The sequence below is a fragment of the Pseudovibrio exalbescens DSM 16456 genome (assembly GCF_000422785.1).
In the GTDB taxonomy this organism is placed as follows: domain Bacteria; phylum Pseudomonadota; class Alphaproteobacteria; order Rhizobiales; family Stappiaceae; genus Pseudovibrio; species Pseudovibrio exalbescens.
Map to the genome: position 1 here is coordinate 15,557 of NZ_AUGS01000008.1, position 15,336 is coordinate 30,892.

Annotated in this window: 12 protein-coding genes; 1 reads left to right on the forward strand and 11 read right to left on the reverse strand. The window is 56.0% G+C overall.

All coding sequences use genetic code 11. The annotated features are described in order from the left end of the window. Positions 1–86 precede the first annotated feature (86 nt). From G512_RS0106900 to fliI, 11 genes are all read right to left on the reverse strand, one after another. Positions 87–1,130 carry a 4-hydroxyproline epimerase gene (locus tag G512_RS0106900; RefSeq protein ID WP_028481084.1) on the reverse strand — a complete coding sequence of 348 codons (1,044 nt, stop codon included), beginning with the start codon at positions 1,128–1,130 and terminating at the stop codon, positions 87–89. Positions 1,131–1,151: 21 nt separating this feature from the next. Continuing rightward, positions 1,152–2,390: an NAD(P)/FAD-dependent oxidoreductase gene (locus G512_RS0106905; RefSeq protein WP_028481085.1), complete on the reverse strand. Its 1,239-nt coding sequence runs from the start codon at positions 2,388–2,390 to the stop codon at positions 1,152–1,154. A gap of 4 nt (positions 2,391–2,394) precedes the next feature. Then, the gene (locus G512_RS0106910; protein WP_028481086.1) at positions 2,395–3,288 is read right to left on the reverse strand and encodes a dihydrodipicolinate synthase family protein; all 894 of its coding nucleotides are present in this window, start codon (positions 3,286–3,288) and stop codon (positions 2,395–2,397) included. 217 nt (positions 3,289–3,505) lie between these two features. After that, positions 3,506–3,934: a GNAT family N-acetyltransferase gene (locus G512_RS0106915; protein ID WP_028481087.1), complete on the reverse strand. Its 429-nt coding sequence runs from the start codon at positions 3,932–3,934 to the stop codon at positions 3,506–3,508. Positions 3,935–4,074: 140 nt separating this feature from the next. Beyond that, positions 4,075–5,565, reverse strand: a complete 1,491-nt coding sequence (glpK, locus tag G512_RS0106920) for a glycerol kinase GlpK (RefSeq protein ID WP_028481088.1) — start codon at positions 5,563–5,565, stop codon at positions 4,075–4,077. Between the two features lie 116 nt (positions 5,566–5,681). Continuing rightward, positions 5,682–7,181 (reverse strand): glycerol-3-phosphate dehydrogenase, encoded by a 1,500-nt coding sequence (glpD, locus tag G512_RS0106925; protein WP_028481089.1) that lies wholly within the window; start codon positions 7,179–7,181, stop codon positions 5,682–5,684. 239 nt (positions 7,182–7,420) lie between these two features. After that, positions 7,421–9,856, reverse strand: a complete 2,436-nt coding sequence (locus tag G512_RS20280; protein ID WP_083605140.1) for a mechanosensitive ion channel domain-containing protein — start codon at positions 9,854–9,856, stop codon at positions 7,421–7,423. Positions 9,857–10,020: 164 nt separating this feature from the next. Further along, positions 10,021–11,586 (reverse strand): aldehyde dehydrogenase (NADP(+)), encoded by a 1,566-nt coding sequence (locus G512_RS0106935; RefSeq protein ID WP_028481090.1) that lies wholly within the window; start codon positions 11,584–11,586, stop codon positions 10,021–10,023. A 169-nt stretch (positions 11,587–11,755) separates the two neighbouring features. Beyond that, positions 11,756–12,202: a paraquat-inducible protein A gene (locus G512_RS0106940; protein WP_028481091.1), complete on the reverse strand. Its 447-nt coding sequence runs from the start codon at positions 12,200–12,202 to the stop codon at positions 11,756–11,758. 171 nt (positions 12,203–12,373) lie between these two features. Continuing rightward, entirely contained in the window at positions 12,374–12,784 is a 411-nt protein-coding gene (gene fliJ, locus G512_RS0106945) for a flagellar export protein FliJ (RefSeq protein WP_028481092.1), read from the reverse strand. A gap of 28 nt (positions 12,785–12,812) precedes the next feature. Further along, a complete protein-coding gene (fliI, locus tag G512_RS0106950; RefSeq protein ID WP_028481093.1) occupies positions 12,813–14,138 on the reverse strand; it encodes a flagellar protein export ATPase FliI in 1,326 nt (441 codons plus the stop codon). 350 nt (positions 14,139–14,488) lie between these two features. Here fliI and ctrA point away from each other — a divergent pair, with 350 nt between their 5' ends. Next, positions 14,489–15,178 carry a response regulator transcription factor CtrA gene (gene ctrA, locus G512_RS0106955; protein WP_028481094.1) on the forward strand — a complete coding sequence of 230 codons (690 nt, stop codon included), beginning with the start codon at positions 14,489–14,491 and terminating at the stop codon, positions 15,176–15,178. Positions 15,179–15,336: the final 158 nt, after the last annotated feature.

Here is a 15,336-nt window from a genome sequence, read left to right on the forward strand (position 1 = left end):
CTTTATCAAGAAGAACATACCAACTCGGTTGATCTTGGTCTTGGCGCTGTCGACAAACGCGACACAATGGCGAATGCCCCCTTTGACTAACGTGGTTCATCGGGTCTAGGGAAATGAATAACCCGCTCGCCCGCCAGCTGGAAACCGGTCATGTACGGATCACGGCTATCAAGAAAGAGGGTGTTATATCCCGTCTTGCGTGCCCACCCTTCAATCGCCGGCACGATGGCTGTTTGTGAACCCACAGAAACCTCCTGCATTACCGTTCCAACAAACAGGGAACCGATAATGGATTCATGGGTAAAGGTATCACCCGGAGACAGCCTGCCCTTGGCATGCAAATGAGCCATTCGGGCTGAAGTGCCCGTGCCACATGGGCTCCGGTCCAGGGCCATGTCTCCATAAAAAACGGCGTTTCGAGCATCTGCCCCAGAAACGGTGGGCGTTCCGGTCCATTGGATGTGGCTTATGCCCGCGATCCGTGGGTCTTCTGGATGAACCATCTCGTACTTGGCATTGAGTGCAGAACGAAGACGCGGGCTCCATTCCAGCAACTGGCTGGGCGAAACATGATCCAGACCGGGATAAACGTCCTGGACCTCCACGATGGCATAGAAGTTCCCACCATAAGCCACATCCACTGACACTTCACCCAGCCCAGGAACATCAGCCCATAGCCCCTCGGCGGCAAGAAAACTGGGCACATTGGTCAAGCGCACACTTTCGACATACCCGCCATCCCAGCTGTATTCTGCAAGAACAACACCTGCCGGCGTATCCAGTCGCAACCGCCCTTCTTCCTGAGGTTGGATCAACCCTTCTTCCAGAGCCATGGTCACCGCCCCAATGGTGCCGTGACCGCACATGGGCAAGCACCCAGAGGTCTCAATGTAAAGCAACGCCGCATCGCAATCCGCCCGTGTAGGCTCCAGCAAAAGCGCGCCAGACATCATGTCATGGCCGCGCGGCTCGAACATGAGACCCGTGCGTATCCAGTCATACTGTTTGAGAAAGTGTGCGCGCCGTTCCAGCATGTCCGTGCCATTCAAACGGGGCGCGCCACCCACAACGAGCCGCACTGGATTGCCACAAGTGTGTCCATCTACACAAAAGAAGCTTTTGGATGCCATTTTCCCTCCCCAGAGCCGGATCTAAAACCGCTGCGCCCGATATGGTTCCAAAGACAGAGGTGTGTGCTCCCCGGCTACCAACGCACCAATCAGTTCGGCAGTGATCGCTGCTTGGGTCAAGCCATGATGCCCATGACCGAACGCGTATGTAATCCGATCACTGGCGCTTGATCTGCCAATCACGGGAAGCGTGTCCGGCAATGACGGGCGAAAGCCCATCCACTGTGTGCCTCCCTGTGTTTGCAGGTCAGGTACAATGTGGCGGGCACGGGTGAGCAACGCGTGCGCCCGTTTCCAGTTTGGTGGCAAGCCCAATCCGCCAAATTCGACCGCCCCGCCAACGCGCAAGCCAGTGGCCAGTTGCGACAGAACAAAGCCATAGCCCGGCAGTATAACCGTATGACTAAGATCAACACCCGATTCCGGCAAGGTTGTATTGTAGCCACGCTCTGTATCCAGCGGCACCGGATCTCCCAGTTGGGCTGTCAAAGTGCGAGACCAAGCGCCAGCAGCGATCACCACATGATCACTTTCAACGGGAGCTGCTTCATCATCAAAGGTAATGGACGCGCCGTAGTCCGACGGGCTGACCGCTCGAACAGATGACCGGCGGATTGTGCCGCCCTGCCCTTCAAAAAAGCTGGCAAGATCGGTGCAAAGCTCAAACGGTTCGTCCACGCTACACCATCCAGGTATGCGCGCTCCACCGACAACACAGGCTCCCAGATCGGGCTCCAGTTCGCGAAGTTGATCTCCATCAAGCTCTTCAACGTCAATGCCGAAATCCCGCTGCTCCTGCCATCCACTGCGCGCCCGCGCCAGTTGTCCTGCGTCGTCAAACACATCCAGACACCCCGTGTAGCGAACCCGATGAGCCGTCCCGGTTCGCTGCCACAAACGTTGCCACGCAGGCAAGGCTGCCCCATTGAGCGCGGCTTTCGCCGTCGTGCTCGCTTTGACACGTGTGGGCAGAGACGCGAGACAGAACCGCGCCATCCATGGCAGGACCTTCAAGGCATATGCTGGCCGAACCGAAAGTGGCCCCAAGGGGTCAAACAGCCAACCCGGCACATCGCGCCAGATCCCCGGCGATGCGAGCGGCGCCACATCTGTCCACGCAATAGACGCCGCATTGCCACGCGAAGCCCCCTCCCCGGGGCCCGCGCGATCAATCACCGTAACCTTGTGTCCTTCGTCTTGCAGTCGAATGGCCGTTGCAAGTCCGACAATGCCGGCACCAATAACGTGGACATGGCTCATGCGCTTAGAACTCCGGCAACTGAGGACGACAGGCAATTGCCGCTTTGATCACGCCCTCAACGCGGTCCCGCTCCGCACCGGAAAGCGCGATGCGGGGAGCCCGACACCGATCCGTCGATCCAAGCGCGTGAACTTCAGCCAACTTGATGTTCTGTACAAGGTTGGTCGATACGTCCAGATCAAGCAGCGGTCGGAACCAGCGATAAATGGCTCGCGCTTCCTCCATGCGTCCAGCTTCAACCAACTTCCAGATGGCAACGGTCTCGCGCGGAAATGCTACCACAAGACCAGCCACCCAGCCATCGGCTCCCATGAGCAGGCTTTCCAGTGCCAGATTGTCCACTCCGGTAAACACTGCGAACCGGTCTCCAAACCGATTGATGACTTCCGTAGCACGGCGGATATCATCGGTGGATTCCTTCATGGCGACGATCAGAGGATCGTTTGCAAGTTGAGCAAACATGTCCAGTGTGACATCAACCCCATAGGCCACCGGATTATTGTAGACCATAACCGGAAGGCCAGCCGCCTTTGTGACCTGTTTGATATGTGCGACCGTCTCGTGAGGCTGCGACCGATACGGGACTCCCGGCAAAACCATCAGCCCGTTCGCACCAGCTTCAGCTGCGTCCAGCGCGGCCCGACAAGCGCGCTTGGTGGAGCTTTCGCAAACCGTCATCAAGACCGGCTTCTCCCCGGCAACCCCTTTAGCGACCTTCAGGATTTCAATCTTTTCTTCCGGCTCAAGGGCCATGGCCTCCCCCAAAGACCCGCAGACAATCAGCCCGTCTACACCTGCAGCCATTTGCAGGGCAAAGCACCGCTCCATCTCGGCAATATCAAGCCGATCATCTTCAGTGAATTTTGTTGTTACAGCCGGATATACCCCACGCCACATTGCTCTGCCTCATCTGTTTACTGATATATCAGTCTTGATGAAGCAGTCACAACACGAAGTCAAGTGCCTGATATATCTCTTGCGGCAGTTTTCCTACATTGAGGAAATTTACACTACGATATCAAAGGGATTCGTCTTTACAACCAGCAAGCGCGCTAATGTCTGGAGCCCTCGCAAACGGGAGGACTCTTCCATTTCGAGGCCATGGCGGAGAGACTCAGGACAAATTGCGTGCCGACGTCGCCATGCCAAGGCAACCGGGTGCCGTCTCCTTGAAACCGAATTTGGCGTAAAGGTGATTGGCAGGCACATCGGCCAGCAAGTTCACATAGGCAGACGGGTCTGCGTGCGCTTTCAGGTGCTCAACAAGGGCACTTACAATGCGTTTGCCAAGGCCTTGCCCTTGGTAGGCAGGCTCTAAGGCAATATCGACGATCTGCAGGAAGCAGCCGCCATCCCCAACAATACGACCCATGCCAATCGTCCGCCCTTCAGTGACAAGCACCACCGCGAACCACGTGTTCTGAAGGCCCTTTTCCGCTGCCTCCCGCGAAAAGTTGGAGAGCCCGGCCACCTTGCGCAGGCGCATGTAATCCTCAAGGGACGGTGTGTTCGCGATAACTTCAAAGGAACTTTGGTCTGTCATGCAGGCACCTGATCAAGATGGGATGCAGACCCTTTTTTCGTCATTATTCTGCATCAAATCAAGCGGCGAGAAACACTGCCGCAGAAGGAAGTACCGGCCAGTGAGACGGGTGCTTTTGTTGGGTTTCGGTAAGAGCCCCCTCAGGACCGGGTGCGTTGTACCGCGTCCCGCCAGCCGTCAAGACGCTGGCGACGCTCTTCCTCGCTCATGGACGGCTCAAAGCGGCGGTCCAGATGCCACCGCTGTGAAAATTCCTCCATGGAAGGCCACACGCCCGCCCGCATACCAGCCAGCCAGGCAACGCCCAGCGCTGTTGTTTCCAGAACCATGGGTCGGTCAACGCGTGCCCCCAAGATGTCCGCCAAGAACTGCATGGTCCAGTCAGAAGCAGTCATGCCACCATCAACACGCATCACCATTTCATCATTGTCACCGCCTTTAAAGTCGGCGTTTTTGGCTTCAATCAGATCCACTGTCTGATACCCCACGCTTTCCAGCGCGGCACGGGCAATCTCTTCACGTCCCGTTGCCCGGGTCAGCCCAAAAATCGCACCGCGAGCATCCGGATCCCAATAGGGAGCACCAAGCCCGACAAAGGCCGGCACCATGTAAACTTGACTTTCCGCATCCGCCTTTTCCGCAAGGCCTTGCGTATCCGAGGCCTTGTCCACGATCTCCAGCCCGTCCCGCAACCATTGGACAGTGGCCCCGGCCACGAAAATCGACCCTTCCAGCGCATAAGTCGTCTTGCCATCAAGGCGATAGGCAATCGTCGTCAACAATCGGTTCTTGGAGCGGACCAGCTCCTCACCTGTATTCAAGAGAGCAAAACAACCCGTGCCGTAAGTGGACTTCACCATTCCGGCCTTGAAGCAGGCATTGCCAACAGTGGCCGCCTGCTGGTCACCCGCCACACCAAGAATGGGCAGGGCAGAGCCAAACAGTTCCTCTGGGATTACGCCGAAGTCATCAGAGCAATCCTTGACCTTGGGCAACATGGCGCGCGGGATGCGCAACAGATCCAGAAGTTCCTGATCCCATTCGCTGGTCTCGATGTTATAGAGCAACGTGCGAGAGGCATTCGTGGCATCGGTGACATGCGAACGACCGCCGGTGAACTTCCAGATCAACCAGGTATCGACGGTGCCGAACAACAGTTCCCCCGCCTCTGCCTGTTCGCGCGCACCTTCAACATTGTCCAGTATCCAGGCCACTTTGGTACCAGAAAAATAAGGGTCCAGCAGCAACCCGGTCTTGCGCATGAAGACCTCTTCCAGACCTTGGTCCTTCAGATCCGCGCAAAGATCGGAAGTACGCCGGTCTTGCCACACGATTGCATTATAAACTGGCTTTCCGGTGAGCTTGTCCCATACCAGCGTGGTCTCGCGCTGGTTCGTGATACCCACACCGTGGATGTCATAGGCTTCCAGATTGGAATTGTAGAGCGCCTCGCGACACGTCTCCAACGCCGTGCGCCAAAGGTCCTCCGGATCGTGCTCTACCCAGCCGGGATGAGGAAAGTGCTGCGTGAATTCCTTTTGTCCAACACCTTTGGTCTCGAACTGATCGTTGAACACAATGCTTCGCGTTGACGTTGTGCCCTGATCAATCGCCAGAATCCAGCCGCTCATAGGTCCCCCTCCCTCATCAGCCTGTTATTTTTATACGAATTTCTACGGTATTATCGAAGGAACCCCGAAAGGTCCAGAGCTTGCAAAGGAGTATGTCCCCCTTCGCCATATAGTCTTTAGTGGACTTTCTCCGCAAGATAGTCCGCCAACGCAGCTTTTTGTTCCGCGGAAAACTTCAATCCTAGCTTGCTGCGCCTCCACAGGATGTCATCAGCCGTAAGCGCCCACTCCCGCGCCCTGAGCCATTCGACCTCAACCTGGTACAAACCGGCACCAAAATGCTGCCCTAGATCCGCTTCCGATTTGGCATCCTTCAGGATTTCCAGGGCATCAAGACCGTAGGACCGCAACAACCTCCATGCGACACGATCTGAAAGATAAGGATGCAACCCCTTGAGGGCCTTGAGCCTGTCGTCAAATTCCTCGGGCCCAAATCCGCCTCCCGGCAAAACGGCGCTGGCCGTCCACGGCTTTTGATCAGCGGGCAAGAATGCCGAGAGTTCCTCAAGTGCCGATTCCGCCAAACGGCGATACGTTGTGATCTTGCCGCCAAAAACATTCAACAGCCCCGGCTCGCCCGGCTTGTGCTCATAGTCGAGCACATAGTCTCGTGTGGCCGCCTGCGCAGCCGATGCGCCGTCATCATAAAGCGGGCGCACCCCGGAATACGTGTGTACGACATCCTCCGGGCGGATCGGCTGCTCGAAGTATTCGCTGACCGCTTGGCACAGATACGCCACCTCCTCCTGGCTGATGGCAACCTCGCCTGGGTCTGCCTGATAGTCGACATCGGTCGTCCCGATCAGGGTGTAATCGTGCTCGTAGGGAATAGCGAAGACAATACGTCCATCTGTATTCTGGAAAATGAAACACCGATCATGCTCATAGAGCTTGGGCACAATGATGTGGCTTCCCTTGACCAACCGAACCCGCGATTCCTCATTGCGTCCCAAAGCACGGTTCAAAAGGCTGGAGACCCAAGGCCCCGCCGCATTCACCATGGCACGCGCCTTGACCTGACGGGTCTCGCCTGTGCCGGTATCGCGTAGGGTCACGGCCCACAAGTCGCCCTCTTTCTTGGCATTCACAACTTCGCAATTGCGATGGATTTCCGCTCCGCGTGCCTGCGCATCTCGAGCATTCAGCACCACAAGACGCGCATCATCCACCCAGCAGTCCGAATATTCGAAACCCTTGCTGAAGAGCGGCTTCAAGCTCTCGCGATACGGCCCCTCCTTCAAATTAACGCTTCGGGTACCGGGCAGGATCTTTCGGCCCCCGAGGTGATCATAGAGAAACAACCCAAGGCGAATAAGCCACGCCGGACGCAATCCCTTGTGATGCGGCAGAATGAACCGCAGCGGCCAGATAATGTGGGGCGCTGCGTTCAACAATACCTCGCGTTCAATCAGCGCCTCACGCACCAATCGAAACTCATAGTATTCAAGATAGCGCAGACCGCCGTGAATAAGCTTTGTAGACGAAGAAGAGGTTGCCTGAGCAAAGTCATTCTTTTCTGCCAGAAAAACCGAAGCCCCACGCCCCGCTGCGTCCCGTGCAATGCCGCAGCCGTTGATGCCGCCTCCAACAACAAAAAGATCAAAAACCTGATCCATCCATGACCCCTCGGCGCGGTATCGCCTTGTCTTTTGTTTCTGCTCGCGCCGTGCACACGCGAAACCTCTTACGCATAAATACGAAATAATCCGCGCTTTTCCGAAAGTCAACGAAACAAAACGAAATTCCCACGCCCGCCGCGACAGGGTCACCCATGCCAACACATTGAGTTAAAAAGAAAAAGCGGCCCGCTCGCGAGCCGCTCTCCTGTTTGTAGCAAGTCTAAAGTTGGTGGGGACTACCGTGGCCCATCCCCGTCTGCCCCCTCGGCATCGGCGGTATCCATATCATTGTCCACGCGGGCCCGACCCACCCGTACGGGTTCACGTTCCTCCTCAGAAGGAGGCAAACGCTTTTGCGCCGATACCTTGTCATCCGCATAGTGATAGGTGACCTGCGGGAACGGTATCTCGATGCCACGCTCGTCAAACACCTGCTTGATGTACTCGTTGTAGGCACGGCCAATCGACCACTGGCTTCCGGGCAGCGTCTTTATGCGGGCCCGAATATCAACGGAGGAGGCGCTGAAGGCAATGACGCCCTGCATTTCCAGATCCTCGAGAATAACAAGCCCGTTAGGCGTATCACGCAACCGCTTGAACGCCTCTTGCATGGCAGCCTTGGCATCATTGATATTGGTTGCGTAGCTGACCCCAACCACTGCAAGACAGTAACCGTAGTCCTTGGTTGCATTCGTGACGGTGTCAACCGCCGAGAACGGAATGGTGTGGGTAGATCCATCAATATCCCGCAGCCGAACTGAGCGAATAGTCAACCGCTCCACCGTTCCGCTGATACCTCCCAGAGAGACCCAGTCCCCCTCGTTCATGGCGTTTTCAACCTGAATGAACGCGCCGTTGATAATGTCCTGAACGAGCTTTTGCGAGCCGAACGAAACCGCCAAACCAAACACACCAGCACCGGCAATCAGGGGGCCGATGTTGATCCCGATTTCAGCAAGTGCTAGCAAACTGAACATTACCACCAGCAAGATGGTCAGCGCATTGGAGAACAGTTTGAACAGGGTTCGGCGCCGCGGCGTAATCATGTGTTCGCCCTGATCAGTCAGACGCAGGTCGATCCAGGACATGGTCACAACCCAAACGACCAATCCCATGCCCAGCACAAACAGGGCCGAGCTCAGGCGACTGCCAAAGCCAGTTCCCTCGCCGCCGAACAACCAAGACCAGAACGCTCCAAGCCCCCACACTTCAAGAATGCCGAGAACTGCCCCGATGACAACCAGCGTCCGGAACAACGACAGGATGGTTGGCACGAATGCATTCAATCGCGATTCCATGGTCGGCAACTTGCGCGCCATGCGAGGCGGCAACTTGATACCCCGTCGGATCGCCTTGCTGAGGGTAGCCGTCACCAATACGGACGCTACGAGAATCAACGCGGTATAGCCACTCGCATATACGATCTGCTCTACCGCATGATAGGGACGGCTGAGCCAGACCAGGAACATGGCAACAATGTAGAGGATCGCCACCAGATGCCATGTGGCGGCTAGCAATCCGAGCAACGGCCGTCCAATTTCGGACTGGATCTTTTTCTCGGCATAGGCATCAATCGCATCCTGCACCCGTTCGCGGGACCGCCAGATCACAAGGATCAGATACAACAGGGACAGCAGAACCACAGTCAGACGAATGCTGGCACCCAGGCTATAAGACCAGTTCAGGATGACGAGAGGCACAAAAACGCTTACCCCAAACCCGAAGAACGCCACCACAATGGACAGATGCCGCGACCAGTAAACAGCCTCTTCATCCGGGAACGGGAACACGCGGAGCTTGGGCCGATAGGGAGCAAACACGAACCGTATCGCCACCCGCGCCATTTCAATCAGGAAAAAAGCATTGAGTGTGAGCGTTTCCACCTGGTTGAAGCGGAAAGGCCCCGGATTGGGTGAAATATAGAGCGCCACAAAATAAGCCCCTGCCGCCGCAATGATGACGACGATGATCTCAACACCGCTTGAAAACAGAAGATAGCCACTGCGATGAAGCCAGTTGCCCGCCGTATAACGAGCCTGAAGCCTTGAAAACAGCCGCAAACTGACCTGTCGCAGGACCCACAAAATGATGTAGGCCGGAACAATGATGCTGAAGATGCCCAGCAAACCCTTCAAAAAGCGGTCTGGATCCACAGGCCCTCTGTCGTCCACAATCCTCTGATACCCTGAAAGACCAGCCCAGATCCGCTTTGCCACATCCCAAAGATCCGTACCGAACTTCTGCAGTGAACCGGCAATGGCACCAACTACCGACGATGTGACTTGCCCGACCTCACCCGAACCGGTCTCTGTTGCTGTACCTTCAGCTGATGCTGTCCCTTCGGTCGCACCCTCCGTCGTTGCTTCTGCGTTGGAAGTCCCGTTCGCGCCATCTGTCGCGGGTTTGTCTGTGGCAGCAGCTTTGGCCGCATCGGAACTCCCCTCAGACGACGTCGCGCCTTGAGCGGCGGCCGAGTTTTGCAGGAACTGAATCAAGGACTCCCGCTGCGCCGGGTCTTCCAATACCTTGATCAAGGCCTCTACAGCAGCCGGATCGTTGGGCATGGCCTGTTCTGCCTGTGCCGTTGGCGCAGGCGTGGTAGTTTGCTGAGCAAACGCTGTCCCTGTTAAGGCAAGCAGACATAGGAAGATAGAAATGACAACACGACGCACGGACAAGGAAGGCCTCTCTTGGCTGGTGCCGGTAGGACTTGATTGACGACTACTTTTCTGCGCTTCCAAGAAGCATTGCTTTGGTGACACAAAAAAGGCAGCCTCAGATTGAAGCTGCCTATCGTTAATTTCAATTTATATTCGTGGTTTTCCCGCCTTGAAACCTATCGTTTCTGAAGGACACCATCTTGAAGTCGCGGTAACCCACTGTCATCCTTGAGCATTTCGGGCATCAAGGCCGCCGGAAAATTCTGGAAGGCCACGGGTCTCAAGAAGCGCTCAATGGCTTTGGATCCTACGGAAGTGCTACGCACATCCGTCGATGCAGGATAGGGCCCGCCATGCATCATGGCATGAGCCACTTCAACCCCGGTGGAAAAGCCATTGCACAACAACCGACCAGCCTTGCGCTCCAACACGGGTACGAACGGTCGGGCATTGTCCATGTCGTCTGCATCAACCATCAAGGTGGCGGTCAATTGACCCTCCAGAGCGTCGGCGACGGCAAGCATCTCGGCAGGTGATGAACATCGCACCACCATTGCAGCCGGCCCAAACACCTCATGTTGCAGATCTTCTTCCGCTAGCCACACAGCTGCACTGACCTCGAACACGGCGGGCGACACGGCGCACCCTTCCATCGGCTTGGGCGGCACGGCCGCCCGAACATCATCGGTCCCAGCACGGCGTTCAACCGCCGTCGCATAAGCCTCGGCAATACTTTTGGTAAGCATGGAGTGAGCTTGTGTTTGCTCCAGCGTCTCACTCGCAACCCGGATGAAGGCGTCCATGTCCGTGTTGTCCAAACCGACCACCACACCCGGATTGGTGCAGAACTGGCCAACCCCCATTGTTAGCGAGCCAGCCCACCCCTTGGCCAGCTCTTCAGACCGACTTGCCAGAGCGTTGGGGAACAAGAACACAGGATTGACCGATCCCAACTCTCCATAAAAGGGGATGGGCTCAGGGCGTGAAACCGCCAGATCGAAAAGGGCGCGTCCGCCGCGCAAAGAACCGGTGAACCCTACCGCCTTAATGGATGGATGCTTTACCAAAGCCGCGCCAACCTCATGTCCGGCACCTTGCAACAAGGCAAATGATCCCATTGGCATATCGCAGGCCTTCAGCGCTGCGTGGATGGCCTCTGCGATCAACTCGGAGGTGCCGGGATGTGCCGGATGACCTTTGACGATGACAGGGCAGCCGGCAGCCAGTGCCGAGGCTGTATCACCTCCGGCCGTTGAAAAAGCCAAGGGGAAGTTCGACGCACCAAACACCGCAACTGGCCCAATCGGCCGATTCAACAGCCTCAGATCCGGACAGGGCATGGGCGCCCGGTCTGGAAGTGCTGTGTCCACGCGCAAATCAAAGCAGCTTCCCTGTTCAATATAGTCCGCAAAAAAGCGCAGCTGTCCGGTTGTTCGCCCACGCTCTCCTGACAGACGCGCTTCAGGCAACGCAGTTTCTTCCATTGCTACGCGCGTGATTTCGGTGCCCCGCGCCTCGATTTCATCAGCAATGGTGCGCAAGAAAGCCGCGCGCTCTGGTATGGAAGTGCCAGCGTAGGCATAAAAGGCAGCCCCCGCAGCCGCCGCTGCTGCATCTACTTCCGGGGTCCCTGCGTCGCAAAACTTGCGATCTGTCGCCTTTCCGGTAGCAGCAGCAACCGCCGCAAAGCTCCCCGTGGTTTCCACTGGTTCACCGTTAATCAGATGTCGCCCGTTGAGCATGGTGACTGCCTCCTCGTCCCTGCTGAGAACCATTGATCGGGAGATCGCACCGCCTCCCGTGATATATCATAGGCTCGTTTAACAGGGACATCAGAGCGAGACCAGCCCTTCAAACAGATTACATGCGGAAAAATACGGCCTTCCACGTCAAAGCCGTAGTGTTGTTGCGTCAGGCCGCCCGCGCAACACGCAAACAGAGCGGCGCAGCCAATGCCGACAACAAAGCGGCTGTCCCATAGAACCAAAGACCCGGTAATCCGCTGGCCGAGGCCAAACCGCTGGTCTTGGCTGCAAAGATCACCAGAGCGACCAGCATCACATCCATCATCGACCATTTACCAAGCGCGGACAGGGTACGCACAGCCCAGCCGGCCCGGCGCTGCAGGCAGGCCACGTGAAGTACAAGAATTTTCAGGCCCGGCAACGCGACAGAAAACAGCATGATGGCCACCGCCAACAGGGTATCGCCCTCTTGTTGCAAGCCAATTATGATGTCGATGAGAGATGGCGTGTCTTCGAGAATATAGAGACGTTCCATGCGCACCAGCGGCAGCGTCAACCCGAGCGCGAAGCTAAAGGACATCACCGGCAAGAGAACGCCCAGAATTGCAAGCATGCCAAATCCCCCAGTGGTGACCATTCACAACCGGGTGTAGACGGCAAGTATTCTACGCGCAAGTGCGTAGCAGAATCTCAGCTACTAGCCTTCAGGAAAAGCGGAGAGCCAACGCGACCCCTGGTGGAAGCAAGAACCCGGAGTCGCCAGCAGCATTCTTCCGCACAAGGATCAATTGCGATGAGCGTAACGACCGGCGATCTCGTCCATGTTGTCCTGCTCAATGGCTTCTAGTGCGTCGCGCTCACGCTTGATTTCCCGCTCTTGCATCAACTCCACTTTTTTGAGCTCTGCAATCGCGTCCTTCAACTCATCCTGGGCTTTGGACAACTGGTCCTTCAGCTCATTGGCAGAGTTGACGATGTTATCGCGGCGCTGCGCGGCAGCTCGAGCAAAAGTCGGATAGGCAAAGTGCGAGACATCATCAATCCCCACACGCTCTTGTTCCTGCCGGATCTGGTTGTCCAGCTCCTCCGCCATACGGTCGAAGTCGGCAAGCATCGTTTCAATTTGGGTAACCTGTCGACGTTTTTCATCAACATGGAACCGCTTGAGTTTGATAAGGCCCTGACGGTTTTTCATACGCATTACTCCCTTAACCCGATGGAATTTACGCAGGAGTCATTTCCAAAAGGTGAGCAAGCTGCTCATATCCGGCACTCAAACTCGTTTTTTCGTGCTTTTCTTGGCCTAAAAAGGCTTCAAGCTGTGAATTCCTGAGGATTGCCTCATCTACATCCGAATCGCTGCCTTTTTGATAGGCGCCGAGGCGTATCAACTCCTCCATATCCGAATAGGTTGCCATCAAGGCCTTGGCCTTGCGCAAAATGGGTCGCATCTCCTCCGGCACACACCTTGGCATCATGCGCGAAATCGACTTCAGAATATTGATGGCCGGATATCGCCCCCGTTCAGCAATGGCGCGCTCCATGACAATGTGCCCATCAAGGATACCGCGAACCGCATCCGCCACCGGTTCATTATGATTGTCCCCCTCAACCAAAACGGAAAACAACCCTGTTATGGAGCCGCTGCCGACCTTTCCCGGTCCCGCACGTTCCAAAAGCTTCGGCAGCTCTGTAAACACAGTGGGCGTATAGCCCTTCGACGTGGGCGGTTCTCCCGTGAAAAGACCAATCTCACGCTGGGCCATTGCAAAACGGGTTACAGAGTCCATCATACACAGCACATCATTCCCATGATCACGAAAGTATTCGGAAAGCGTCATTGTCAGGTAGGCCGCTTGCCGGCGCATCAAAACGCTTTCATCAGAGGTGGCGACGACGACAACAGAACGTGCCAAGCCTTCTGGACCGAGATCGTCTTCAATAAACTCCTGCACCTCTCGCCCGCGTTCGCCAATCAAACCTATCACGGACACGTCCGCTTCCGCGTTGCGCGCTAACATGGACATGAGTACGGACTTGCCGACACCCGATCCGGCGAAGATGCCCATACGCTGACCGCGACAACAGGTAATGAAGGTATTCAACGCCCGTACACCCACATCAAGCGGCCCCCCAACCCGGCTGCGCTCAGCTGCCGCTGGGGGAGATTGTCTTAACGACATCGGCGTAGACCCAAATTGCAAGGGTCCTTTACCATCAATGGGTTCCCCCAAAGCGTTAACAACGCGTCCCAACCAAGAACGGCTTGGGTGGATGATGCTCTCGCGCGAAATGAGTCGCGCTTTGGCACCGTGGCCTATGCCTTCGACGCCTCCGAAGGGCAAACACAGGGCAACTCCGTCGCGAAAACCAACGACTTCAGCCTGGACCGACGTTGCGTTCTCCCTGATTTCTAATAGTACGCGGGCGCCAATACTCATTTCGTGCACAGGCCCGGCCACCTCCACCAACAGCCCCCTAACTGCTTCCACAGTACCGTAAATTTCGACCGGAAGGCATTGCTCGATCTCGGTAAAAAGCGACTGCACAGCTCGGACCCCCATTAATCATTTCGAGAATGGTAACCGATCGTTTACGGTTATGGTTAATCTTAATGCTGAGAGTTTTAGCAGCTGGCAGCCCTTTTGTAGGGGGTCGTGCACAATCTGCAGGATCTCAGTAGTGGACAACCCTGTGCGCCGCGCGCGTCAATAAACAGGAACTTCTTCAGGTTGTCCTCAGAAGACTGGTTTCTGCAACGTCAAAGCGCTTGCCTGCGCGAATCGAGTTCTGTTAACCATAACTCAAGTATTGAGTCGGGGTTCAGTATTCCTTCGCAACGGTTCGCGTTTATTTGGCCGGCGCGACTGCCCAGGAAAGGCAACACGAGGGGATTAGCATGCGTGTATTGTTGATCGAAGACGACGGCGCTACAGCTCAAAGTATTGAGCTGATGCTGAAGTCTGAAAACTTCAACGTCTACACGACAGATCTTGGCGAGGAAGGCATCGACCTCGGCAAGCTGTACGATTATGACATTATTATGCTTGACCTTAACCTGCCGGACATGTCCGGCTACGAGGTGCTGCGCACGCTTCGGGTTTCAAAGGTCAAAACACCAATTTTGATCCTGTCCGGCCTTGCCGGTATTGAGGACAAGGTCCGCGGTCTCGGGTTCGGGGCTGATGATTACATGACCAAGCCGTTCCACAAGGACGAACTTGTTGCACGTATTCATGCGATCGTTCGTCGCTCCAAGGGTCATGCGCAGTCTGTGATTGTAACCGGCGATCTGACGGTCAATCTGGACACGAAAACCGTTGAGGTAGGCGGGCAACGCGTCCACCTTACGGGCAAAGAGTATCAGATGCTTGAGCTGCTTTCCTTGCGCAAGGGGACAACCCTGACCAAGGAAATGTTCCTGAACCACCTATACGGCGGTATGGACGAGCCCGAGCTGAAAATCATCGATGTGTTCATTTGTAAGCTGCGTAAAAAGCTGGCATCTGCTGCAGATGGCAAGAACTACATCGAGACAGTATGGGGCCGCGGCTATGTGCTGCGCGAACCAGAAGAGAAGGCTGCGTAAGCCACGCTCTGTTAGTTGAGTTTCCAGAACCCCCGTCATTTCGAGTGACGGGGGTTTTTCATTGGCCGCGGAAACGCACGGCTTTCATCATACCCTCTTGCTCTTTGTTGAATGTCTTTGCAGGCTCAGTGTTGTCGGGCCCGATGACAGACATTCAA

Bases quoted from the DNA above. Each gene is read 5' to 3' on its own strand.
- G512_RS0106905 (WP_028481085.1), bottom strand. From the start codon at position 2,390: ATGAGCCATGTCCACGTTATTGGTGCCGGCATTGTCGGACTTGCAACG.
- glpD (WP_028481089.1), bottom strand. From the start codon at position 7,181: ATGGATCAGGTTTTTGATCTTTTTGTTGTTGGAGGCGGCATCAACGGC.
- G512_RS0106900 (WP_028481084.1), bottom strand. From the start codon at position 1,130: ATGGCATCCAAAAGCTTCTTTTGTGTAGATGGACACACTTGTGGCAAT.
- glpK (WP_028481088.1), bottom strand. From the start codon at position 5,565: ATGAGCGGCTGGATTCTGGCGATTGATCAGGGCACAACGTCAACGCGA.
- G512_RS0106940 (WP_028481091.1), bottom strand. From the start codon at position 12,202: ATGCTTGCAATTCTGGGCGTTCTCTTGCCGGTGATGTCCTTTAGCTTC.
- G512_RS0106915 (WP_028481087.1), bottom strand. From the start codon at position 3,934: ATGACAGACCAAAGTTCCTTTGAAGTTATCGCGAACACACCGTCCCTT.
- ctrA (WP_028481094.1), top strand. From the start codon at position 14,489: ATGCGTGTATTGTTGATCGAAGACGACGGCGCTACAGCTCAAAGTATT.
- fliJ (WP_028481092.1), bottom strand. From the start codon at position 12,784: ATGAAAAACCGTCAGGGCCTTATCAAACTCAAGCGGTTCCATGTTGAT.
- G512_RS0106935 (WP_028481090.1), bottom strand. From the start codon at position 11,586: ATGCTCAACGGGCGACATCTGATTAACGGTGAACCAGTGGAAACCACG.
- G512_RS0106910 (WP_028481086.1), bottom strand. From the start codon at position 3,288: ATGTGGCGTGGGGTATATCCGGCTGTAACAACAAAATTCACTGAAGAT.